Below are 21149 nucleotides of genomic sequence, written 5' to 3' on the forward strand. Positions count from 1 at the left end.
GCTGGTGCAAACCTCGATGACCATTGCCCAGCATATAGTAGTTGGTAAGATAGTCTTGCAATTCGCCATTGAAACCCAAGCGATCGCGCTTGTCATGTATCAATGATCTGAATCCGTAAGGTGTATAGCTATAGGTCCGACGAACATCTTTCTCATGCACTGCCAAAATGCTGCCGCCGTTATCAGTTGCCAGTGCCTCTGTTTGCCTGGCATCTTTTTGCGCCAGAAGTTGACGTTGAGCTCTAAATACCGAGTAAAACTCTGAACCTTCTAGCTCTGTTGAGAAATGAGGCCCTTGATAAAATCTGAGTTTCACAATATTTTCTTTCTCGGACATAGCCCCTCCCCGCCTTGGGCGGCGCCACAATCTAAACGCCATTACAAAGAAGGCTATCGCCTCTGCCCAAGCCACGCACCTGATAAAAATACCAGGGGCATGTAGTCCGTTAATCACCTGACAGACCATTCAGGATCAAGTGTTTAGGCTCTGTACGAAAAGGGATGTCGCAAATACCGCATACCCCCCCCGGAGGCTGCCGTCTCCTCGGCCCCTTTTGAAGCCGAGCTTTCAACATACTTGGCGCGTCGACACTTCTCCTCCCGACTCACTGTGCAGGCTTTATGGATCGGCAAGCCTGTGGCCGCCACATTCAAGGCAGTACCGATATACGTACCTTTCTTGACCAAGTTCGACGCTTGCTTGCGAGCCTTGAGCTCCGCCTCCCTGGCTCAAGCCTCGCTCATTTCCTCAACCCGCCGCGACATCGGCGCCTGTACGGGCGCAACATGCCCGGCCAGGCCAACGCGCATATCGTTGCCACTGGGCTGCTGATACAAGCTCAACCCAAACTCCGGCAACACCGCCAGCAGGTAATCGAAGATATCCCCCTGAATGCGCTCGTACTCGGCCCACACCGTGGTGGTGGTGAAGCAGTAGATCTCCAGCGGCACGCCTTCTGCCGTGGTCTGCATCTGGCGGACCATGCAGGTCATGTTCGCGTGCACGTCCGGGTGGTTTCTCAGGTAGGCCAATGCGAAGGCGCGGAAGGTGCCGATGTTGGTCAGCTTGCGCCGGTTGGCCGAGAGTTCCGCCACCGGCCCCAAGGCTTCGTTCCAGCTTTGCAGCTCCTGACGTTTGCCGGCCAGGTAGTCACCCAGCAGGCGTACCTGACTCAGGCGCTGCTCCTCTTCACGGGTCAGGAAACGGACCCCGGCCGCGTCGATGAACAGGCTGCGCTTGATGCGCCGGCCGCCTGATTGCTGCATGCCACGGTAGTTGCGGAACGATTCGCTCATCAAGCGCCAGGTGGGGATGGAGACGATGGTCTTGTCGAAGTTCTGCACCTTGACCGTGTGCAGGGTAATGTCCACCACATCGCCATCGGCGCCGACCTGGGGCATTTCGATCCAGTCGCCGACGTGCAGCATGTCGTTGCTGGTCAGCTGCACGCTGGCCACGAATGACAAGAGCGTGTCCTTGTACACCAACAGCAGCACGGCTGACATCGCGCCCAGGCCTGACAGCAGTAGCAACGGTGAACGGTCGATAAGGGTGGCGACGATGACGATGGCCGCGAAGATCCACAGCATCATCTTGGCCAGTTGCACATAGCCTTTGATGGAGCGTGTGCGGGCGTGCTCGGTGCGGGCATAGATGTCGAGCAGGGCATCGAGCAGGCACGACAGGGCCATGGTCATGAACAGCAGCGTGAAAGCCAACGCCAGGTTGCCCAGAAAGTGCTGGGCGGTGTCGGACAACTCTGGCACCAGCTTGAGCCCGAACTGCAGGACCAGCGACGGTGTGGTCTGCGCCAGGCGGTGGAAAACCTTGTTGTGCCGCAGGTCGTCGAGCCATTTCAGGGCAGGCTGGCGTGCCAGCAGGCGAGCGCCGTGCAGCACCAGAAAGCGCGCCAGGCGCCCTAGAATCAGCGATATCACCAGCAGCACGGCCAGGCCGATGGCGGCGTGCAGCATGGGGTGTTGGTCGAGGGTGCCCCACAGGTCGAGGGAGTCGCGCCAGAAGCGTTGGATGTCCATGGGCTTGCTTAAAGTCTTGTTGCCAAACGAGGCGTTATTAGAACGCGGATGGGCAGCCCCATGCCAAAAGAAATTCGGCTAAATCGCTAGAAAACGTTACCCTATGCAGCTGATTTCCGTACTTGCCTGAGGTTACCTCCGTGTTCTCCCAATTCGCCTTGCACGAACGCCTGCTCAAAGCCGTGGCCGAGCTTAACTTCGTCGAGCCAACCCCGGTGCAGGCCGCCGCCATTCCCCTGGCGCTGCAAGGGCGGGACCTGCGTGTCACCGCGCAGACCGGCAGTGGCAAGACGGCGGCGTTCGTTCTGCCGCTGCTCAATCGTCTGGTCGATCTGCGCGAGCGCCGTGTGGAGATTCGCGCGCTGATCCTGCTGCCCACCCGTGAGCTGGCACAGCAGACCCTCAAGCAGGTGCAGCTGTTCTCGCAGTTCACTTACATCAAGTCGGGCCTTGTGACCGGCGGCGAAGACTTCAAGGAACAGGCCGCCATGCTGCGCAAGGTGCCGGACGTGCTGATCGGCACGCCGGGCCGTTTGCTCGAGCAGCTCAACGCCGGCAACCTCGACCTGTCCCACGTCCAGGTGCTGATTCTGGACGAAGCCGACCGCATGCTCGACATGGGCTTTGCCGAGGACATGGAACGCCTGTGCAAGGAATGCGAAAACCGCGAGCAGACCCTGCTGTTCTCGGCCACTACCGGCGGCGCGGCGTTGCGCGACATGATCGGCAAGGTCCTGAAAGACCCTGAGCACCTGATGCTCAACAGCGTATCGCAGCTGGCCGAGGGCACCCGCCAGCAGATCATCACGGCCGACCATGACCAGCACAAAGAGCAGATCGTGCAATGGCTGCTGGCCAACGAAACCTTCGACAAGGCGATCATCTTCTCCAATACCCGCGCCATGGCTGACCGTATCTATGGCCACCTGGTCGCCAAGGACGTCAAGGCATTCGTGCTGCATGGCGAGAAGGACCAGAAAGACCGCAAGCTGGCCATCGAGCGCTTCAAGCAGGGCAGCTCCAAGGTGCTGGTCGCCACCGACGTGGCCGCGCGCGGCCTGGACATCGACGGCCTGGACTTGGTCATCAACTTCGACATGCCACGCAGCGGCGATGAGTACGTGCACCGTGTGGGTCGTACCGGGCGCGCCGGGGGCGAAGGCCTGGCGATCTCGCTGATCACCCATAACGACTGGAACCTGATGTCCAGCATCGAGCGCTACCTCAAGCAGCAGTTCGAGCGCCGGGTCATCAAGGAAGTCAAAGGCACCTATAGCGGGCCCAAGAAAGTCAAGGCGTCTGGCAAAGCTGCCAGCACCAAAAAGAAGAAGACGGACAAGAAAGGTGGCGACAAGAAGGCCAGTGCCAAGCGCAAGCCTACGGCCAAGCCAAGGGCCAACGCACCGTTGACCAGCTCCGATGGGCTCGCACCGTTGAAGAAGCGCAAGCCGTCGGCCGAGTAAGGCCCGGTGCCTGTGCCAGGGCAGCGCTCAGCGCCGCCCTGGCAGCTACCGTCCTGGCGTCATCCTGCCTTTTTCTCGGCCGCTTTCAATTCCTTGATACGCCTGTCGATCAACTGACACTTGTCCGGCAAGTCCTTGCTGGCGGTGCCCAACTGCATGCCTTGCAGTTCCTCGTTTATTTCCTTGGCTTTCGCCGGGTTCTGTTCGGTCAGTTGAGCCACCAGCCCAGCCAGTTCCTCACGTTTTTGCGTCGCTTCTTCCGGCGTGCATGCCCAGGCAGGCAACGCGCTGAACAGTGTGACCAGGCATGTGATACGCAGCAGTGGTTTCATCCTTTGTTCCTCCGGCGTGGTTGATGGACGGTTGAGGCGCGGCGAGCCGATTGGTTCACGATCAGGGATAAGTGGCCAGGGGTCGGCGTGGCTTATTGCAGCTAAAGCACGTGACCTCCAGGCCATTTGCGCGGAACGTGCGCAGATTTGAAAGGTCCCAAACCTGTGTACATCCTCGACGCACACCAGGAGGTAATCGCATGCGTACCATCTACAACTGGGACCTGATCGAACGCTTGTTGCATGAAGTGCAGAACGGCAGTGGGCAGAAATTCACGCCCCGCCCTTATGCCGAAGCGCACGCCGCTGACCTGGCGGCCAAGGGTGAACCCGTCGGTGACCTGGATCGCCTCAAAAGCCAGGCCTGCGAATACGAGAAGCTGCTTCTGGAGCGAGGCTATATTCAAAGCCGCCCGGAAGAGGAGGGTGGTAACGGCGAGAACTTCGTGCTGACCGAGCGAGGGTCGCGCCTGATGAGCCTGATCGACAGCAGCATTCCAGGCTTCGAACACCCGCGGCAAGTGCTGGATGATCAGGACGATGCGCTGGATGAAAGCACCTTTGAACACGTCTCGTCCAAGGCGCAGATTGCCGGTGGTGCCATTTAAGGCTGGCCAGCGAGGCATGCGTGAATTGATAATCCCGTGTCCCTTTTTTCAGGTGAATCACTGCGCATGCCTTTGCACCGTCTCGAGGTCCGCCGATGAGCGTGGCCCGCAAGAACCCCGATGCCTTTGCGTTCCAGGTCATGGTGGTGCTTTGCCTGATCTGGGGCAGCCAGCAGGTGCTGATCAAAACGGCCGCCGTGGACATTGCCCCGGTAATGCAGGCAACCCTGCGCAACTGCATCGCTGCGGTGCTGGTCGGGCTGATGGTACTGTGGCGCGGCGACTGGAAACAGGTGGGGGGGACTTGGCGAGCAGGTGTGTTGGCGGGCGGATTGTTCGGGCTCGAGTTTCTGTTCATCGCCGAAGGACTCAAGCTGACCACGGCCGCTCACATGTCGGTGTTCCTATACACAGCGCCCATCTTCACCGCCCTTGGCCTTCATTTCATGCTGCCCAGCGAACGGCTGAGACTGTTGCAATGGCTAGGCATACTGCTGGCGTTCGCGGGCATTGCACTGGCCTTTGTGGGTGGGACCTCATGGGCCGACATGGACGGGCGCACCTTGCTGGGGGATGCCTTCGGGGTACTCGCCGGCTTGGCATGGGGCGCGACCACGGTCGTGGTCAGGGGGTCGCGGCTTTCCGAGGCACCGGCATCCCTTACCCTGTTCTATCAGCTGGCGGTAGGTTTTGTCGGCTTACTGCTCATTGGGCTGATCACGGGGCAGGCCGGCGATGTGGTCATGACGCCGCTGGCGATTGGGAGCGTGTTGTTCCAGGGCGTAATCGTCTCGTTCATCAGTTACCTGACCTGGTTCTGGCTGCTGCGCAAGTACCTGGCATCGAACCTGGCTGTGTTTTCATTCATCACGCCCCTGTTCGGGGTCACCTTCGGGGTGTTGATCCTGGGCGAACCGCTGACCGTGAACTTCGTGCTTGGCGCTGTGCTGGTGCTCGTGGGCGTGGTTCTGGTAAGTGCCGAACCCTGGGTACGGCAGCAACTGCGCAAATGGGTCGGGTAAGGCCAGAACCTAGCAGTAACATAGGGAAACGATTGGCGGTGCCAGGAAATCCCCCAAGCGGCTTGATCGGCGTCACAATCACCCCCATCTGTAAGATCAGACGTAGGCGTCAGCTCATACATGCGGCTATGATCTGTATAAGGCAGCGCCAAACTGATTCGCCGTTAGGCTTACCCGTAAAGGGGGCATTATGAATAAAGCACTGTACAACTGGCTCCACGACCTTGGGGTTGCCTTGGGTTTGATTCCGCCGCCCTTGCAGCCGGTGCCCATCCCGACTGATGAAAAGCAGCGCCCTCGTCAGCCACGCCGCCGTTGAGCGAGCAAAGGCCGCTCTACCTTTCGGGGCAGAGCGGCTTCTTTGTTCTAATTAGGCGTTTTTTTCCTTGGCGCACCCACTCCAGGGCTCTGGCTGTTCATAACGGCTTTCGGCAGCACTGATCGAGCCCTGCTTCTCCCTCCGTGATATCCCCATTTCACCCACTCATCCCCGCGCTTTGCGACCTGTTTCAGCCAGCTGCGACACTGGCGTAAACATTGCGTTGATGTATTTCGTCAGGATTCAATAATTTCCTTCGTATACCCCCTCCTATTTGACGGCGCTATGCTACATATCAACCTTGCGCCTACGTTTCTCCCATTTTCATCCTGCAAGGATCGCCGAAGATGCGCACAAACTTGCCCGTCACCGAGTATGAAAGAACCTTCCCCGGTGACCAGCGCCTGATCTCGACCACCGATCTCGATAGCCGAATCACCTACTGCAACGAAGCGTTCGTGGCCATCAGTGGCTTCACTTATGACGAACTGGTGGGTCAGCCCCACAATTTGGTACGTCATCCGGACATGCCCGCCGCGGTGTTTGGCCATATGTGGGACACCATCAAGCAGGGCAAGCCCTGGATGGGTATCGTCAAAAACCGAGCAAAGAACGGTGACTATTACTGGGTCAGTGCCTACGTCACGCCCATCTACGAACAAGGCCGCGTCAGTGGTTACGAGTCAGTACGTTCAGTGCCCAGCCGCGCGCAGATCGCCCGTGCCGAGCGCCTGTATGCCCGCCTGCGCAGTGACCGTGCGCCGTTGCCGTGGGTAGCACGTGTGGGCCAACGGCTAGGGACTGGATGGCCGCTTGCCGCCGCCGGAGTGCTATCGGCGTTCGCCTACGCCAGCCTGCCGGCCTACGCTGCACTGGCGGTATTGATGACCAGCCTGCTGCTGGCCTGGTACGTCATCGAGCGCCAGCACAGCCAAGCCATACAGCGCACGTTGGCCGCACACCCCAAGGCCTTCACCAGCCCGCTGGTGGCGCTGACCTATAGCGCCAGCCCCGGGCTGCATGGGCAAATGGATCTGGCCATTCTGAGTGAAGAAGCCCGCTTGCAAACCGCCCTGACCCGGCTTGAGGATGCAGGCGTGGGGGTAAAGGACCGGGCTTCACAATCCTCCAAACTGTCAGATACACAGGCCTCGATGCTTGGCCGTCAACGCAGTGAAACGGATCAGTCCGCAACCGCCATCGCCGAGATGGCGGCAACCATCCAGCAGGTCACGCAGAACGTCCAGAGCACGGCCCATGCCGCCGGTGACGCCGATCAATTGGCTCAGCGCGGCAGTGAGCTGGCCCAGCAGAGCCTGCATGCGATGGACAGCATGAGCGATGCGGTCAGTGATATTGGCCAGGCCGTCAACGCACTCGCCCAGCAGACCCAGTCCATTGGCAGCGTGGTCGATGTGATCACAGCCATTGCCGAGCAGACCAACCTGCTGGCCCTTAACGCTGCCATCGAAGCGGCCCGAGCGGGGGAGCAGGGGCGGGGGTTTGCCGTGGTGGCCGACGAGGTTCGTTCGCTGGCCCAGCGCACCCGCACTTCGACCGAGGAAATTCATCAGATCATCGCCACCCTGCGTGCCGGCACCGAGCGGGCAGTGAGCTCCGCCGGCCACGGCGAGCGCATCGCGCGCGACAGCAGGCAAAGCGTTGAGGCCGTGCAGAACGCGCTGGTCGGCATCGCCCAGGCGGTTAGCAGTATCACAAGTATGAGCCAACAGATGGCTGCTGCTTCCGAGCAGCAAAGCCATGTGGCTGAAGACATCAACCAGCAGATCACGCGCATCGCCCAGTTGTGCGATCAAAGCGCTGGGCAGGCACGGCAAGGCGCGCAGATCAGCCAGGACCTCGAACGCATGGCCGACTATCTCTACGGCCTGGCCGAGCGCTTCAATCGCTGATCGCCCACACCTGCGCAGGGCACGCTTTGTGCTGAAGGCGTGCCGGTTGATCTGCGGTTCTGTGGCACACTGCGCGGCCAAGGAGACCTCATGTCCAGACCCCGCTGCGAGCGCTGCCTGCGCCCCCTCGACCATTGCCTCTGCGCCTTGATACCTGCGATCGGCAGCAGGACCCGCGTGTTGCTGTTGCAGCACCCAAGCGAAGCGTCCCATGCGCTGAACACGGCTCGCCTGGCAGCGCTAGGCTTGATCAATGCCCAGCTGCACGTGGGTGAGGTATTCAACGACCTGGACCAATGGCTGGCAATGCCGGGTTACCGGCCAGTGGTGTTGTTTCCGGGCGAGGGGGCGCAAGCGCTCGGGCCTTACACGCAGACCGACGACACACCGTTGTTGCTGGTCGTGCCGGACGGTACCTGGCGCAAGGCGCGCAAGCTGATGTACCTCAATCCGCTGCTGGCGGCTCTGCCGAAGGTCACCTTGGGGAATGTGACGCCGTCACGCTATCGTCTGCGCAAGGCGCCCGAGGCAGGCGCGCTATCGACCATCGAGGCGGTGGTGCAGGCCTTGAACGTGCTGGAACGACCGGCCCGTTTCGACGCCGTGCTGGCGCCGTTCGAGGCCCTGATCGAAGGACAGATCCAAGCCATGGGTGCAGGCACCTACGAGCGCAATCATCGCAAGGATACGGGGGCGCCCTGAGCGACGCCCCGGTCTGGTCAGCGCATCTCGGGCAGATGGGCTTCGGTGCGCACTTCGGTGGCCGCGTAGGCGTCAGGCGGTAGCGAGATGCGCTGCTTGCTCAACAGCTCGCCCATTGTGGCCAGTACTCGGTAGCGGGAATAAGCTTCGGTGTAGCGCACCTCGGTGTAGCGACGGTCCGCGTTGTACAGCTCGTTTTCACTGTCGAGCACGTCCAGCAGGGTACGCTGGCCCAGACCGAACTGGTCCTGGTAGGCGGCGCGCACCCGTTTGGTGGTGTCGGCGTACTCGCGCGCGGTAGGCAGCTGCTTGCTGGCGTTGTTCAGGGCGTTCCAGGCCAGGCTCAGGTTTTCGGTCAGCTCGCGCAGTGCATTGTTGCGAATGTCCATGGCCTGGTTGATCTTGTGCGCGTCGGAGTTCAGGCGGGCCTTGTCGCTGCCACCGCGGAACAGGTTGTAGTTCATCTCCACGCCTGCCTGCCAGTCGTTGTTGCTGTGGCCTTTTTCACCGCCGGTATTGTTGTTGGCACCGGTGGCCAGAATGGCATCAAAGCGCGGGTAGAAGGTGGACTTGGCAACCTTGTACTGCTCTTCGGCGGCGTTCACGTCCGCCTGGGCCGACTTGATGTAAGGGTTGTTCTGGCGCATGCCTTCGCGTGCTTCTTCCAGCGTTGCTGGCATTTGCACGGCGACCGCTTGCGGATCTTCCAGCTCATCCGGCACACGGCCCACGACGCTGAAGAAGTTGGCTTCGGCATCGGCCAGGTCCACCTCGGCGGTATCGAGGTTGTTCTCCGCCAGGGCGCGACGAGCACGGGACTGGTCCAGGTCAGCTGTACTGCCGACACCCCGTTCGTTGCGCAGGCCGATCTGGTCGTTCACCCGCAGGTGGGCTTGCAGGTTGTTCTTGGCCAGGCTTACCAGTTCGCGGCGCTTGAGCACTTCCAGGTACACCTCGATGGCGCGCAAGGCAACGTCCTGAGCCACTGCCTGGGTGTAGTACGCACGGGAGGTGGAGACCGCTTGGGTGCGGCCCACTTCGCTGGAGGTGTTGAAGCCATCGAAGATCATCTGCCGCAGGCGCAGGTCGGCCTGGGAATAGTTGAGGGTTTCCTTGTTGTGACGGCCTTCGGCACGCGTGTTGGCGTTGTCCGAGCGCTGGCGACCGTAGCCCGCTACCAGGTCGACGGATGGGTAGTAGCCGCCGCGGGCGAACTTCACATCTTCATCTGCAGACAACTTGCTGTTGCGGTTCGAGCTGACCTGGGGGTGGTAATCCACAGCGCTTTGGACAGCTTCGGTGATCGACATCGCCTGCACGTGGGCGCTTGCCAGAGCCAACAGCAACGCACTGGTGATGGGGTTCAAAAGACGCATGGGTACCTCTCCCTGATCCTGGTTTTTCCTACAAATCGCCAAAAAAATGACTATATTCCGATGCCGTATAGTGTTGCAGGTTTTTAAGCCCACAGCTAAGTACATTCACTGGAATGAATAAGAAGATTTATTCATATCAACGTGCCATGTTCGACATTAATTGTCTAACGCTGGAATGGGGAGCTACTTAACCCGGTGCCATACCGCGCTGTCCAGGTGGCGCCAAGTGGCGGCTGCAGCCGGTTCCAGAACGTATCCAAATAAAAACCCGGTGAAGAAGGCCAAATTGATATTTGGCGACAAATTATTGTCACTTAGGCGGGATGTAGGTGTTTTGCCGAAGAATGTAGAACGTGACACCTACCGCACTGGCCAACATGAACAGCCGTGCCCAGGGGAACGGAACCAGATAGCAGGAAACGGCGATGCTCAACCACATCAGGCCTATGGCATAGACCTTGGCCTTGAGGGGCATACCCTCGCCGCCGAGATAGCCCCGGATCCAGGGCCCCAGGCGAGGGTGGTTGACCAACCAGTCGTGAAAGCGTGGCGAGCTGCGGGCAAAACACGCCGCTGCCAGCAGGAGAAACGGAGTGGTCGGCAGCACCGGCAGGAAGATGCCAACCACGCCCAGCGCCACGCTCAGCCAGCCGATGGCCAGCAGCAGGTAGCGCATGCCCGGCTTAGTGGTGACGGGGCTTGAGCAGGGCCGGTTTCTCTTCCGGGGCATGCAACAACAGGAACAGCGCGGTCAGGGCCTCGGGAATCTGCACGATCATGTCGTCCTGAAGGCTGGCGTTGCTGGCGATGTCGGCAAATTCAGGCTGCTCGTCGAACAGGCCCGAACCGACCATGATCGGCAGCAGCATTTCGCTCACTTCCTCTTCGGCATTCTCGAACCAGGCTTCCTCGCGCAAGAAGACCCCTTCCATGAAGCCGATGCACCAGCCGCGCAGGTCGGAGTCGTCAGGGTCATCGCCCAGATCCAGGTCGCAGGGCAGCTCGAACTCGTCATCACTGGCCAACTGGCGCGCGATATGGCCTTTGAGTGCAACCAGCGTGGCCTCGATCTCGACGCGCTGGGCCTCGCTGGCGTAGTGCGGTTCTTCGGCGAACAAGGCGTCGATCCATTCGCGCTCGGGCACCTCTTCGGCGTTGATCGACAAGGCAGTGAGGTAGCCGTGGGCGGCGACATAGTCCAGCGCTTCTTCGTGCAGCTCGTCGGCGTCGAGGAAGGCTTGCAGGCGGGTCAGTTGCTCGGCGAAGGACATTACGGGGCTACCTTGGGAATAAACGATACCGAATTCTAGCACCTTGCAGCGTCAGCGGGGCAAAGACACGCCCATCGCAACGGTGCCAGTGCAGGGAGCGGGTGCGGTATACTTGGCGGTTTCCAGCCCAGGGCCCACCGTTGTCGGGCCCTTGGCAAAAACCGCTTACGCATTCGGCGTGTGCGGCGCGGGTTTTTCGTCCAGCCTGTAGCGGGGTGGTACGGCGTTTTTGGAGTTGCACATGCTCGAACAGGCTCAGCGCGTTCTCAAGGACATCTTCGGCTACGACAGCTTCCGAGGGCGCCAGGCAGCGATCATCGAATGCGTAGCCAATGGTGGCGATGCCCTGGTGCTGATGCCCACAGGTGGCGGCAAGTCGCTGTGTTTCCAGGTACCAGGGTTGCTGCGCCCAGGCCTGACCGTGGTGGTGTCGCCGTTGATCGCACTGATGGACGACCAGGTCGCCACGCTCGATGAACTGGGGGTATCGGCCGCTGCGCTGAACTCCACGCTCAATGCCGAGCAACAACGGGAACTGGCTGGGCGCCTGCGCCGCGGCGAGGTGAAGATGCTCTACCTGGCGCCAGAGCGCCTGGTGCAACCGCGCATGCTCGATTTTCTGCGCGACCTGGACATTTCGCTGTTCGCCATCGACGAAGCCCACTGCGTGTCCCAGTGGGGCCACGATTTTCGCCCCGAATACTTGCAACTGGGCCAACTGGCCGAGCTGTTCCCGCATGTGCCACGCATTGCGCTCACTGCGACTGCAGACATGCGTACCCGGGAAGAAATCGTCCAGCGCCTGCACCTGCAGGGGGCCGAGCGCTTCCTCTCGAGCTTCGACCGGCCGAACATCTTCTACCGCATCGTCCCCAAGGAAGCGCCCCGCAAGCAGCTCATGGCGTTTCTGGGCGAACGGCGTGGGAACGCAGGCATCGTCTATTGCCTGTCGCGCAAGAAAGTCGACGAAACCGCTGCGTTTCTCTGCGACCAGGGCTTCCCCGCGCTGCCTTACCACGCCGGCCTGCCGGCTGAGACGCGCTCGGCCAACCAGCATCGGTTCCTCAACGAAGAAGGGCTGATCATGGTCGCGACCATCGCCTTTGGCATGGGCATCGACAAGCCCAACGTGCGTTTCGTTGCGCACCTGGACCTGCCAAAGTCGCTGGAAGCCTACTATCAGGAAACCGGTCGTGCCGGTCGCGACGGCCTGCCTTCGGACGCCTGGATGGCGTACGGCTTGCAGGACATGGTCATGCTCAAGCAGATGCTGCAGAACTCCGAGGGTGACGAGCGCCACAAGCGCATCGAGCAGCACAAGCTCGACGCAATGCTTGCCTTGTGCGAGGAGACACGCTGCCGACGCCAGGCCTTGCTGGCGTACTTCGATGAGACGCTGGAACAACCCTGCGGGCACTGCGACAACTGTGTCGACAACGTGCAGACGTGGGATGCCACCGAGCCCGCCCGCCAGGCATTGTCAGCAGTGTTTCGCACCGGCCAGCGTTATGGCGTGGGGCATCTGGTGGACGTGCTGCTGGGCAAAAGCACCGAGAAAGTGACCAATTTCGGTCATGACAAGCTGTCGGTGTTCGGCCTCGGCAAGGCGCTGGCCGAGGCCGACTGGCGCTCGCTGTTCCGCCAACTGGTAGCCCGTGGTCTGGTCGACATCGATCTGGAAGGCTACGGCGGCCTGCGCCTGTCGGACAGCTGCCGCCCGCTGCTGCGCGGCGAGGTCACGTTGCAACTGCGCCGTGACCTGAAGCCGCAGACCGTGGCCAAGACCTCGTCTTCTGGCGGCGGCAGCCCGGCAAGCCAGCTGGTGCGTGCAGAAGAACGCGAATTGTGGGAAGCGCTGCGCACCTTGCGCCGCAAGCTTGCCGAAGAGCATCGTGTCCCGCCTTACGTCATCTTCCCGGACTCCACCCTGCTCGAGATGTTGCGCAGCCAGCCGGTGACTCTGAGCGACATGGCGCAGGTCAGCGGTGTCGGCGCCCGCAAGCTGGAACGCTACGGGCAGGCATTCCTGGAAGTGCTCAATGGCAGCGGCGGCACCCCCGAGGCGCCGAAGGTGGTACTGGACTTGCGTCACGAACTGGTCAGCCTGGCCCGCGCCGGCATGACGCCGGCGCAGATCGCCGGTCAGCTCGACTGCACTGAAAAGAATGTCTACAGCCTGCTGGCTGAGGCCTTGGGGCGTCAGGAGCTTAACCTCGAACAGGCGCTGGACCTGCCGGAAGATCTTCTGTCGGAAATCCAGGATGCCTTCCTCGACGGCGAAGGCGAATTGCCATCCGTTTCCACCATTGCGCCGTTGTTCGGATCGCGTGTGCCAGACGGTGTCCTGCACTGCGTGCGCGCCGCCTTGGCGGCTGAGTTCGAGCTGTGACAGTGCGCGCTACCGGCTTGGCCCGAGCGGTTTGCTGATCCGTGTCACGCCAGCGCACATTTACCCTGCAGCAGCGCATCCCGACGGCTTGCCTCGTCGGGCCGCGCATGATTAGCTGCCTAACAATTAGAACTGTTCGACGAGTCGCTTTATGCCCCTGACTGACAATCAACACCGCTTCGGCATGCAGCTTGCCCAGATGTCCCGTGGCTGGCGCGCCGAGCTTGATCGCCGTCTGGCCGGCCTCAACCTGTCACAGGCGCGGTGGCTGGTGCTGCTGCACCTGGCACGGTTCGAGGAAGCGCCCACCCAACGCGAACTGGCGCAGAGCGTCGGCGTGGAGGGCCCGACCCTGGCGCGGTTGCTCGATAGTCTCGAAGGGCAGGGGCTGGTGCGTCGCCAGGCCGTTGTCGAAGACCGGCGGGCCAAGAAGATCCTGCTGTGCCCCCCAGCCAAGCCCCTGATCGAGCAGATCGAGACCATTGCCAATCAGCTACGCATCGAGCTTTTCACAGGCGTCGATGAAGCGGACCTTGAGGTCTGCATGCGGGTCCATGCCAAGATTCTGAGCAACCTGGAAAAGCCCTGATCCACCGTTTGCGAGGCGCATCACCATGACCGAGCCAAAGCCTGAAATCGTCATCACCTATTGCACCCAGTGCCAGTGGCTGCTGCGTGCCGGCTGGCTGGCCCAGGAGCTGCTCAGTACGTTTGGCCAGGACCTGGGGCAGGTGGCCTTGCAGCCGGGCACCGGTGGCGTCTTTCGCATCACCTGCGATGGCGTGCAGGTGTGGGAGCGCAAAGCCGATGGCGGCTTCCCTGAAGCAAAAGTGCTCAAGCAACGCGTACGCGATCAGATCGATCCACAGCGCGACCTGGGTCACAACGATCGCTAACCGCCCCGGCCGTGTCGATATTGTAGGCCGGCGCCTTGGCGTCAGAGGCGCACCTTGCCCAGCAGCACGTCCCTGAACATCGCGAAGTCGCCCAGCAGGCTATAGAAGGGATAGGTGAAGGTCGCAGGCCGGTTCTTCTCGAAAAAGTAATGCCCTACCCAGGCCAGGCCGTACCCGACCACGGGCACCGCCAGCAGCAGCATCCACTTGCCGCTGCCGATGGCGTAGGCCAGCAGGGCAATGACCAGGCTGGTGCCCACGAAGTGCAGGCGGCGGCACGTGGGGTTGCTGTGTTCACCGAGGTAGTAGGGGTAGAACTCGGCGAAGGTTCGGAATTGCGCTGTGCGATCCATGACACTGCTCCGGAATATTGACTGGGAATGATAGACACGGCGTGGAGCCTGATTCGAGTCTAGAGTCACTGACGGGGCGTACCAGTGACAATAGGCGCCAATTGAGTATCCTTGGGGTTCACCGCAGGAGCGGTCAGCATAAGAAGCGTGCCATGAGCGAAAGAACCACCTCCGCCAGCTGGGCATCTGGGATCGTCAAGGCGCTGGAGCTCGAAGGGCTCGATTGCCAGGCCATGTTCAAGCAGCTGGGGCTGGATTTCGCTGCTCTCGACGATCCGGATGCGCGCTTCCCGCAGGACGCCATGACCCGGCTCTGGCAACTGGCGGTGGAGCTATCAGGCAATGAAGCAATCGGCCTGAACATGGCGCGCGTGGTCAGGCCGGCATCCTTTCATGTGGTGGGCTACGCGCTGATGTCCAGCCGCACGCTGGCCGAAGGCTTTGCACGGCTGGTGCGCTATCAGCGCATCATCGCCGAGAGCTCTGACTTGAGCTTTATCCTCACCCCCGAAGGCTATTCGCTGATCCTGACCGTGCACGGCGACCACCTGCCGCCCACCCGGCACAGTGCCGAGGCGTCGCTGGCCTGCGCCCTGTCGCTGTGCAAATGGCTCAGCGGTCGGCCGGTCCAGCCGCGACGGGTGCTGATACAGGGGCCGCCGCCCAAGCACCTGGAACCCTACAAAGTGGCCTTTCATTCCCCACTGATCTTCAATGCGCCCCATGATGCCCTGGTGTTCGAGCGGGCGGACATGGAGGCGCCACTGCCCACAGCCAACGAAGCCATGGCCGTATTGCACGACCGGTTCGCCGGTGAATACCTGGCACGCTTCTCGGAGACCCGCGTGACCCACCGGGTGCGCCAGGTGTTGTGCCGCATCCTGCCCCAGGGCGAGCCCAAGCGTGAAACCTTGGCACAGGCGCTGCACCTGTCCCAGCGCACCTTGCAGCGCCGGTTGCAGGATGAGGGCACCAGCTTCCAGGCGTTGCTTGACGATACCCGGCGCGAACTGGCCGAACAGTACTTGGCCCAGCCCAACATGACCCTGCTGGAGACCGCCTACCTGCTTGGCTTTGCCGACCCTAGCAACTTCTACCGGGCCTTTCGCCGTTGGTTTGGCGTCACGCCCAGCGAGTACCGGGCTCGCCTGGGCACCGATATCGACGGAGTCAGTGACGCCAGAAAGCCGGCATGCACAACACCAGCACGGTGATGATTTCCAGCCGGCCCAGCAGCATGCCGCCGGCCAGGATCCACTTGGCGGCGTCGGGCAGCTTGGCGTAGTTACCCGACGGCCCGATCACTTCGCCAAGGCCCGGGCCCACGCCGGACACCGTCCCGGCCGCGCCGGTCAGGGCGGTCATCCAGTCGACCCCCAGTAATGACAGCAGCAACGCCATCACGCAGATGGTGATGGCGAAAAAGAAGGAAAACGTGAGGATCGAGCGTACGATTTCTTCGTCGAGGCGGTGCCCGTTGTACTTCTGCTTGATCACTGCGCGGGGGTGAATCAACTGGTTGAGGTTGGCCTTGAGCAGGATATAGGCCACCTGAAAGCGAAATATCTTGATGCCGCCGGCCGTCGAACCGGAACACCCGCCCACGAACCCCAAGTAGAAGAACAGCATCAACGAGAAGTTGCCCCACAGGCTGTAGTCACCCAACGCAAAGCCTGTGGTGGTCACGACCGAGGTCACGTTCAGCGCGACGTGCCGCAAGGCATCGAGCCAGTGCAGGTTGGTGGTGTACCAGTACCAGGTGCCCAGGATCACCCAGGTCGCCACCAGCATGCCCAGCAAGCCCTGCACCTGTTGATCGCGGATCAGGGCCCCGCGGTTGCCGCGCAACGTGGCCACGTACAGGGTGAACGGCAGGCTGCCGAGGATCATCACCACCACGGCCACCCAGTGCACGGCGGGCATGTCCCACTTGGCCAGGGACTGGTCGGAGGTTGAAAAACCGCCGGTGGAAATCGCCGACATGGCATGGTTGATCGCATCGAACGGGCTCATGCCGGCCCACCAGAACGCCAGGGCACCGAAGATGGAAAAGCCGACATAGACCCCGACGATGGACTTGGCGACCATGTGCGAGCGCGGCATCACTTTCTCGGAGCGGTCCGAGGATTCGGTCTGGAACAGCCTCATGCCACCGATGCGCAGCAGGGGAAGAATGGCCACCGCCATGGCGATGAAGCCAATACCGCCCAGCCAGTGCAGCATCGAGCGCCACATCAGGATGCCGGGCGACATGCTGTCCAGGCCGCTGAGTACGGTAGCGCCGGTGGCGGTGATGCCCGACATGCTTTCGAAAAACGCATCGGTGTAGCTGATGTGCTGCGTAAGCAGAAAGGGCAGGGCAGCGAACACGCACACCACCACCCAGGAGCACACCGTCAGCAGGTACATGTCGCGTGGACGCAGGTGCACGTGTTCGGGCCTGCCGGGCACCACCAGCAGCAGGCCCGCCACGAAGGTGATCAGGCTCGACCAGAGAAAGGACGGCAGGTCGCGGGTGTGTTCGAAGATCACCAGGGTGGCCATGGGGACAGCCATGCCCACGGCGAGCGTGATGAGGAAGATGCCGATGATGAAACCAATGATCCTTAGGGTCGGCAACGCCATGTGTTCTGCTCGGGCTCGAAACGGAAGGGCGCCATTCTACCTGTGGGGCGCAAAGGCTCAAGGCCAAGCTGCATCTTCATGCTGCAGGCCCTGGATGAGGTCGTGCTTGCAGCCTGGCGTCGGCCCCTTGAGAATGGCCGCACATTCATGTTCCAGGAGGGTAGCCGATGGAGGCTCTCGACGCATTGCTCAACCGGGTTTCGGTCCCGCGCCTGACCGACCCTGCGCCCAACGATGCCCAGCGTGAGGCCTTGTTCCAGGCTGCGCTGCGCGCCCCGGACCACGGTCAACTACGTCCTTGGCGCTTTCTGACTATCGAAGGACCGGCACGCGAGCGGTTGGGTGAGCTGTTCGCCAGCGCAGTCCAAAAGCGCGGCGATGCCAGTGAGGCTGCGTTGAGCAAGGCCCGCGCCATGCCGTTACGCGCGCCCTTGCTGATCGTGGTCATTGCCCAGTTGCACAAGCAGCACCCCAAGGTCCCGGTGCTTGAGCAGCAACTGGCGGCAGGGTGCGCGGCCCACGGCATACTGATTGCCGCGCACGCCCAGGGCGTGGGTGCCGTATGGCGCACCGGGGACCTGGCCTTCGATGCCCATGTCCATGAAGGCCTGGGCTTGGCAGACAACGAGGAGCTGCTTGGCTTCCTGTATGTGGGTACGCCCTTGACCGAGCCTCGCACGGCGCCTGTGCTCGCCACTGCCGACTTCGTCAGCGCCTGGGGCGGCTGACCCCCGCCGCGTTTGACCCAAGCCGTTGGCCATTGCGCAGACCTGCGCAGTGGCATTGGTTAGCCGCCAGGCGCTTCCGCCACCGGCAGCTCCAGCGTTGCGACGAAACCGCCTTGTGGATGGTTGGCCAGTATCAGTCGGCCGCCATGGCGCTCTGCCGCCTTGCGTGCAATCGCCAGCCCAAGGCCGTGTCCCGGAGCGTGTTGTCCCGGCGCCCGGAAAAACGGCTCGCCCAGTTGAGCCAGGTGCGCAGCTGCCACGCCGGGGCCCCGGTCACGTACGCACACCCGGAGCACGTCGCCCTCGCGCCACGCGCTCAGCTCCACAGGTTGACCCGCCGGGGTAAAGCGCAGGGCATTGCGCAGCAGGTTGTCCACCGCACGCTCGATCAGGGTTGGCCAACCCTGCAGGGTCAACCCGGGTTGCGCTTCAAGGCGTACATCATGCTCAGGGGCCGTCAGTTGCGCGTCCTTGCGCACGCTGCCCAGCAGCGCGTTGAGATCGACCGTTTCGGCATGGGCCTGGTCGGCGTCCACGCGCGCCAAGGTCAAAATCTCACTGATCAGGTCTTCCAGGCGGTCGCATTCGCGGGTCAGGCGCGGCCACAAGGCCTGACGCTGCTCCGGCTCGGCCCGTTCGGCCAGGGCCAGGGCGATGCGCAGCCGGGCCAGTGGAGAACGCAGCTCGTGGGACACATCGCGCAGCAACTGGCGCTGGCTGGCGATGGTGCTCTGCAAGCGAGCGCCCATCTTGTTGAAATCCTTGGCCAGGACCCCGAACTCGTCGCGCCTGCCGGCCAGTTGCGCCAGGCTGTTCTGCTGGTAGGTACTCTGCCCCAGGTCGTGCACCGCGCCACGCAAGCGGCTCAGGGGGCGGGTGATGGACAGTGTCACGAACAGGCTGAACAGGGTCAGCACCACCAGGGCGATGCCCAGTGCGCTCAGTGGCCAGAGCAGGCTCTCGCGGTGCCAGGCATCGAGGGCGGGGTGGGGGATGCGGTAGATCAGCAGGTAGGACGCATTGCTCTGGGGGCTGGTGTATTCCTCGGTCAGGCGGCGCCACGGCAGGCGCCGGTCATCGTTGTGCTGCCTGGCTTCGAGTGCAGCCGCGCGCCGGGGAAAGGTGCCTGGCACCACAGCGTCGCCACTGTCGTCCAGCACTTGCACGTCGATCTTGTAGCGCGCCTTGCGCCTTTCGAGAAAATGCTGCGCTGCGCCGGGGCCTTCCTGCTCGTAGTGCCTGGCCCATTGGCTGGCTAGCGTGTTCAGCCCCGGATGACGGCTTAGAATCCAGGCGTCCTGGTTGAGCATGTGCGCCAGCAGTATCGACAGCCCTGCTACCAGGGCGATGGCCAGCCAGAAGCTGGCCAGGATGCGCCAGAACAGTGAACGCACGTAGACCTCCCCAAACGATGAAAGCCCGCCGCGCGCCAGGCTAACCTGGGGCACGGCGGGCGCTGACACTGGAGCTTACTGGGACTTGCCGGCTTTTTCAGCTTTCCAGGCCTGGAACTCCTGCCACTCCGCCTTCTTGGCGGCGCGTTCTTTTTGCAGTTCGTCGAACTTCTTCTGCTGGTCTGGCTTGAGCAGGTTGCGTACCGCAGCGTCGGTCTTGTCGCGGCTAGCTTGCATCTCTTGCTTCATGGCTTTCTGGTCGGCCGCCGGCAGCTTGTCAAGGTAACGCTCGGTGATGTCGCGGCGCTGTTTCATCTGATCGCCCATCAGCTTGCCGATCTGGTCGCGCTGCTCGCGGCTCAGGTCCAGCTCGTGGAAGGCCGGGCCACCGCGATGGTGCGGGCCGTCATGGCGCGGGCCGCCGTCGGGCATGGCCATGGCAACGGTGGGCAGTGCGGCGGCGAACAGCAGGGCGGTAAGGGTCTTGCGCATGGTGTCTCTCCTGTCATGGGCCGGTGATCACCGGATGAGCACAGTCTAGGGAGAGGATCGTCAAGCGCGGTCAGCGCACGGTAAAGGGAACGTAAAGGCAAGCTCCTTTCCTGGCGTCAGCCTGGCGCAAGCGACTACAGGCAGTAGTAATAGCCGCGGCTGCGCAGGGCGATGATGCGAGGTCGACCGTCGGCGTGCGGGCCGATCTTCTTGCGCAGGTTGCTCACGTGCATGTCCAGGCTGCGGTCGTAGAGCGTCAGCCGCCGACCAAGGCCGATCTGCGCCAGCTCCTGTTTGTCCAGAGGCTCGCCCGGTTGGCGCAGCAATGCTTCGAGAATGCGGCTTTCGGACAGGGTCAGGGTCAGTTCGCGGCCGTCGATGCTGGCCACCCCGCGGGCAGGGCTGTAGACCAGGTCGCCCAGTTCCAGTTGGCTGGTGGCAGGGGCTGGATGGCTGCGGCGCAACACGGCGCGCAGGCGCGCGGTCAGCTCGCGCGGGTCGCACGGCTTGGCCAGGTAGTCGTCGGCGCCCAGTTCAAGGCCCAGGATTCGGTCCAGCGGCTCGCCGCGGGCCGACAGCATCACCACGGGCAGGTCGGCATGCTCACTGCGCAGGCGCTTGAGCAGTTCAAGCCCGCTACCATCGGGCAGCATCACATCCAGCACCACGGCCGCTGGCGCACGGTCGGCCAAGGCCTGGCGTGCAGCCTGGCCATCGTGGCAGGCCCGCACGGTGAACCCTTCCTGGGTCAGCCAGCTGCTGAGCAGCTCGCACAGCTCCTGGTCGTCATCAATCAGTAACAGCTCGCTCATGACTCACTCAATTCAACCATTGACGGCGATGCGTTGGTCCGCCAGCCGCAAAGATACCCCAGTCTTGAGGTCTGCTGCCAACTGGCGATACCGAGCACGCCTTCTAGGCGAGGTGTTTCAAGGCAGCACTTGCTTGAAGGGCTTGACCACGACCTGATCGTAGACGCCTGCAGCGATGTACGGATCGGCATCGGCCCAGGCTTGGGCGGCGCTCAGGGAATCGAACTCGGCCACGATCAGGCTGCCGCTGAAGCCGGCCTGGCCTGGGTCGTTGCTGTCGATGGCCGGGTGCGGCCCGGCCAGTACCACGCGGCCTTGGGCCTTGAGCTGCTGGAGGCGCTCGATGTGGGCCGGGCGTGCAGCCAGGCGTTTTTCCAGGGAGTTGGCGACGTCGCTGGCAATGATGGCGTAGAGCAT

General features: G+C 62.2%; 21 protein-coding genes and 3 pseudogenes. 12 read left to right on the top strand and 12 right to left on the bottom strand.

Annotated elements, in window-relative coordinates:
* Window positions 1-337, bottom strand: a pseudogene (locus tag ACK59L_RS09555) (RHS repeat-associated core domain-containing protein); the annotation flags it as partial.
* 392 nt (window positions 338-729) lie between these two features.
* Window positions 730-2037: a mechanosensitive ion channel family protein gene (locus ACK59L_RS09560; RefSeq protein WP_100852026.1), complete on the bottom strand. Its 1308-nt coding sequence runs from the start codon at window positions 2035-2037 to the stop codon at window positions 730-732.
* Between the two features lie 140 nt (window positions 2038-2177).
* Between ACK59L_RS09560 and ACK59L_RS09565 the strand changes: the two genes are divergently transcribed.
* Window positions 2178-3500 (top strand): DEAD/DEAH box helicase, encoded by a 1323-nt coding sequence (locus tag ACK59L_RS09565; RefSeq protein WP_058605602.1) that lies wholly within the window; start codon window positions 2178-2180, stop codon window positions 3498-3500.
* 59 nt (window positions 3501-3559) lie between these two features.
* On the opposite strand, the gene ACK59L_RS09570 is transcribed toward ACK59L_RS09565, so the two are convergent.
* Window positions 3560-3832, bottom strand: coding sequence for a hypothetical protein (locus tag ACK59L_RS09570; RefSeq protein WP_409273225.1), 273 nt, complete (start codon window positions 3830-3832; stop codon window positions 3560-3562).
* 200 nt (window positions 3833-4032) lie between these two features.
* Here ACK59L_RS09570 and ACK59L_RS09575 point away from each other — a divergent pair, with 200 nt between their 5' ends.
* The 6 genes and pseudogenes from ACK59L_RS09575 (at window position 4033) to ACK59L_RS09600 (ending at window position 8396) form a co-directional block, all read left to right on the top strand.
* Window positions 4033-4440: a transcriptional regulator gene (locus tag ACK59L_RS09575; RefSeq protein WP_409273227.1), complete on the top strand. Its 408-nt coding sequence runs from the start codon at window positions 4033-4035 to the stop codon at window positions 4438-4440.
* Window positions 4441-4535: 95 nt separating this feature from the next.
* Window positions 4536-5462: a DMT family transporter gene (locus ACK59L_RS09580; protein WP_409273229.1), complete on the top strand. Its 927-nt coding sequence runs from the start codon at window positions 4536-4538 to the stop codon at window positions 5460-5462.
* Window positions 5463-5652: 190 nt separating this feature from the next.
* Entirely contained in the window at window positions 5653-5781 is a 129-nt protein-coding gene (locus ACK59L_RS09585; RefSeq protein ID WP_023533827.1) for a PA1414 family protein, read from the top strand.
* A 347-nt stretch (window positions 5782-6128) separates the two neighbouring features.
* Window positions 6129-6410: pseudogene (locus ACK59L_RS09590) on the top strand (PAS domain-containing protein); the annotation flags it as partial.
* Between the two features lie 309 nt (window positions 6411-6719).
* Window positions 6720-7694: pseudogene (locus ACK59L_RS09595) on the top strand (methyl-accepting chemotaxis protein); the annotation flags it as partial.
* A gap of 90 nt (window positions 7695-7784) precedes the next feature.
* Window positions 7785-8396 carry a tRNA-uridine aminocarboxypropyltransferase gene (locus tag ACK59L_RS09600; protein WP_409273232.1) on the top strand — a complete coding sequence of 204 codons (612 nt, stop codon included), beginning with the start codon at window positions 7785-7787 and terminating at the stop codon, window positions 8394-8396.
* A gap of 17 nt (window positions 8397-8413) precedes the next feature.
* On the opposite strand, the gene ACK59L_RS09605 is transcribed toward ACK59L_RS09600, so the two are convergent.
* The 3 genes from ACK59L_RS09605 to ACK59L_RS09615 all read right to left on the bottom strand — a co-directional run bounded on the left by ACK59L_RS09605 (window position 8414) and on the right by ACK59L_RS09615 (window position 11043).
* The gene (locus ACK59L_RS09605; RefSeq protein WP_023533803.1) at window positions 8414-9772 is read right to left on the bottom strand and encodes a TolC family outer membrane protein; all 1359 of its coding nucleotides are present in this window, start codon (window positions 9770-9772) and stop codon (window positions 8414-8416) included.
* A 310-nt stretch (window positions 9773-10082) separates the two neighbouring features.
* The gene (locus tag ACK59L_RS09610; RefSeq protein WP_409273234.1) at window positions 10083-10448 is read right to left on the bottom strand and encodes a YbaN family protein; all 366 of its coding nucleotides are present in this window, start codon (window positions 10446-10448) and stop codon (window positions 10083-10085) included.
* Between the two features lie 7 nt (window positions 10449-10455).
* Complete coding sequence (locus tag ACK59L_RS09615) at window positions 10456-11043, bottom strand: UPF0149 family protein (RefSeq protein ID WP_027915890.1); 588 nt, start codon at window positions 11041-11043, stop codon at window positions 10456-10458.
* 241 nt (window positions 11044-11284) lie between these two features.
* Here ACK59L_RS09615 and recQ point away from each other — a divergent pair, with 241 nt between their 5' ends.
* From recQ to ACK59L_RS09630, 3 genes are all read left to right on the top strand, one after another.
* Window positions 11285-13432: a DNA helicase RecQ gene (recQ, locus tag ACK59L_RS09620; RefSeq protein WP_409273238.1), complete on the top strand. Its 2148-nt coding sequence runs from the start codon at window positions 11285-11287 to the stop codon at window positions 13430-13432.
* 151 nt (window positions 13433-13583) lie between these two features.
* Window positions 13584-14021, top strand: a complete 438-nt coding sequence (locus ACK59L_RS09625; protein WP_058605594.1) for a MarR family transcriptional regulator — start codon at window positions 13584-13586, stop codon at window positions 14019-14021.
* 25 nt (window positions 14022-14046) lie between these two features.
* Window positions 14047-14328 carry a SelT/SelW/SelH family protein gene (locus tag ACK59L_RS09630; protein WP_409273241.1) on the top strand — a complete coding sequence of 94 codons (282 nt, stop codon included), beginning with the start codon at window positions 14047-14049 and terminating at the stop codon, window positions 14326-14328.
* A gap of 41 nt (window positions 14329-14369) precedes the next feature.
* Here ACK59L_RS09630 and ACK59L_RS09635 read toward each other — a convergent pair whose 3' ends face one another.
* A complete protein-coding gene (locus ACK59L_RS09635) occupies window positions 14370-14681 on the bottom strand; it encodes a DUF962 domain-containing protein (RefSeq protein ID WP_058605592.1) in 312 nt (103 codons plus the stop codon).
* A gap of 152 nt (window positions 14682-14833) precedes the next feature.
* On the opposite strand from ACK59L_RS09635, the gene ACK59L_RS09640 reads away from it, so the two are divergent.
* Window positions 14834-15895, top strand: coding sequence for an AraC family transcriptional regulator (locus ACK59L_RS09640; RefSeq protein ID WP_058605591.1), 1062 nt, complete (start codon window positions 14834-14836; stop codon window positions 15893-15895).
* Here the strand turns inward: ACK59L_RS09640 and ACK59L_RS09645 are convergent.
* On the bottom strand, window positions 15852-17306 hold the full coding sequence (locus tag ACK59L_RS09645; protein WP_058605590.1) for a TrkH family potassium uptake protein: 1455 nt from the start codon (window positions 17304-17306) through the stop codon (window positions 15852-15854). The two genes, ACK59L_RS09640 and ACK59L_RS09645, sit on opposite strands and share 44 nt — an antisense overlap.
* Window positions 17307-17473: 167 nt before the next feature.
* Here ACK59L_RS09645 and ACK59L_RS09650 point away from each other — a divergent pair, with 167 nt between their 5' ends.
* Entirely contained in the window at window positions 17474-18034 is a 561-nt protein-coding gene (locus ACK59L_RS09650; protein WP_409273244.1) for a nitroreductase family protein, read from the top strand.
* A gap of 59 nt (window positions 18035-18093) precedes the next feature.
* Here the strand turns inward: ACK59L_RS09650 and ACK59L_RS09655 are convergent, their stop codons facing one another.
* The 4 genes from ACK59L_RS09655 to ACK59L_RS09670 form a co-directional block, all read right to left on the bottom strand.
* The gene (locus tag ACK59L_RS09655; RefSeq protein ID WP_409273246.1) at window positions 18094-19428 is read right to left on the bottom strand and encodes an ATP-binding protein; all 1335 of its coding nucleotides are present in this window, start codon (window positions 19426-19428) and stop codon (window positions 18094-18096) included.
* 75 nt (window positions 19429-19503) lie between these two features.
* Window positions 19504-19920 (bottom strand): Spy/CpxP family protein refolding chaperone, encoded by a 417-nt coding sequence (locus tag ACK59L_RS09660; RefSeq protein WP_058637602.1) that lies wholly within the window; start codon window positions 19918-19920, stop codon window positions 19504-19506.
* Between the two features lie 134 nt (window positions 19921-20054).
* The gene (locus ACK59L_RS09665; RefSeq protein WP_144964669.1) at window positions 20055-20732 is read right to left on the bottom strand and encodes a response regulator transcription factor; all 678 of its coding nucleotides are present in this window, start codon (window positions 20730-20732) and stop codon (window positions 20055-20057) included.
* A gap of 117 nt (window positions 20733-20849) precedes the next feature.
* Entirely contained in the window at window positions 20850-21149 is a 300-nt protein-coding gene (locus tag ACK59L_RS09670; protein ID WP_058605586.1) for a YciI family protein, read from the bottom strand.

It is taken from the genome of Pseudomonas sp. KCJK9111, assembly GCF_046231935.1.
Taxonomy (GTDB): Bacteria; Pseudomonadota; Gammaproteobacteria; order Pseudomonadales; family Pseudomonadaceae; genus Aquipseudomonas; species Aquipseudomonas parafulva_B.

Coding starts and splice junctions, on each gene's coding strand:
- ACK59L_RS09560 (WP_100852026.1), bottom strand. CDS start 2,037: ATGGACATCCAACGCTTCTGGCGCGACTCCCTCGACCTGTGGGGCACC.
- ACK59L_RS09570 (WP_409273225.1), bottom strand. CDS start 3,832: ATGAAACCACTGCTGCGTATCACATGCCTGGTCACACTGTTCAGCGCG.
- ACK59L_RS09575 (WP_409273227.1), top strand. CDS start 4,033: ATGCGTACCATCTACAACTGGGACCTGATCGAACGCTTGTTGCATGAA.
- ACK59L_RS09580 (WP_409273229.1), top strand. CDS start 4,536: ATGAGCGTGGCCCGCAAGAACCCCGATGCCTTTGCGTTCCAGGTCATG.
- ACK59L_RS09585 (WP_023533827.1), top strand. CDS start 5,653: ATGAATAAAGCACTGTACAACTGGCTCCACGACCTTGGGGTTGCCTTG.
- ACK59L_RS09600 (WP_409273232.1), top strand. CDS start 7,785: ATGTCCAGACCCCGCTGCGAGCGCTGCCTGCGCCCCCTCGACCATTGC.
- ACK59L_RS09605 (WP_023533803.1), bottom strand. CDS start 9,772: ATGCGTCTTTTGAACCCCATCACCAGTGCGTTGCTGTTGGCTCTGGCA.
- ACK59L_RS09610 (WP_409273234.1), bottom strand. CDS start 10,448: ATGCGCTACCTGCTGCTGGCCATCGGCTGGCTGAGCGTGGCGCTGGGC.
- ACK59L_RS09615 (WP_027915890.1), bottom strand. CDS start 11,043: ATGTCCTTCGCCGAGCAACTGACCCGCCTGCAAGCCTTCCTCGACGCC.
- recQ (WP_409273238.1), top strand. CDS start 11,285: ATGCTCGAACAGGCTCAGCGCGTTCTCAAGGACATCTTCGGCTACGAC.
- ACK59L_RS09625 (WP_058605594.1), top strand. CDS start 13,584: ATGCCCCTGACTGACAATCAACACCGCTTCGGCATGCAGCTTGCCCAG.
- ACK59L_RS09630 (WP_409273241.1), top strand. CDS start 14,047: ATGACCGAGCCAAAGCCTGAAATCGTCATCACCTATTGCACCCAGTGC.
- ACK59L_RS09635 (WP_058605592.1), bottom strand. CDS start 14,681: ATGGATCGCACAGCGCAATTCCGAACCTTCGCCGAGTTCTACCCCTAC.
- ACK59L_RS09640 (WP_058605591.1), top strand. CDS start 14,834: ATGAGCGAAAGAACCACCTCCGCCAGCTGGGCATCTGGGATCGTCAAG.
- ACK59L_RS09645 (WP_058605590.1), bottom strand. CDS start 17,306: ATGGCGTTGCCGACCCTAAGGATCATTGGTTTCATCATCGGCATCTTC.
- ACK59L_RS09650 (WP_409273244.1), top strand. CDS start 17,474: ATGGAGGCTCTCGACGCATTGCTCAACCGGGTTTCGGTCCCGCGCCTG.
- ACK59L_RS09660 (WP_058637602.1), bottom strand. CDS start 19,920: ATGCGCAAGACCCTTACCGCCCTGCTGTTCGCCGCCGCACTGCCCACC.
- ACK59L_RS09665 (WP_144964669.1), bottom strand. CDS start 20,732: ATGAGCGAGCTGTTACTGATTGATGACGACCAGGAGCTGTGCGAGCTG.
- ACK59L_RS09670 (WP_058605586.1), bottom strand. CDS start 21,149: ATGCTCTACGCCATCATTGCCAGCGACGTCGCCAACTCCCTGGAAAAA.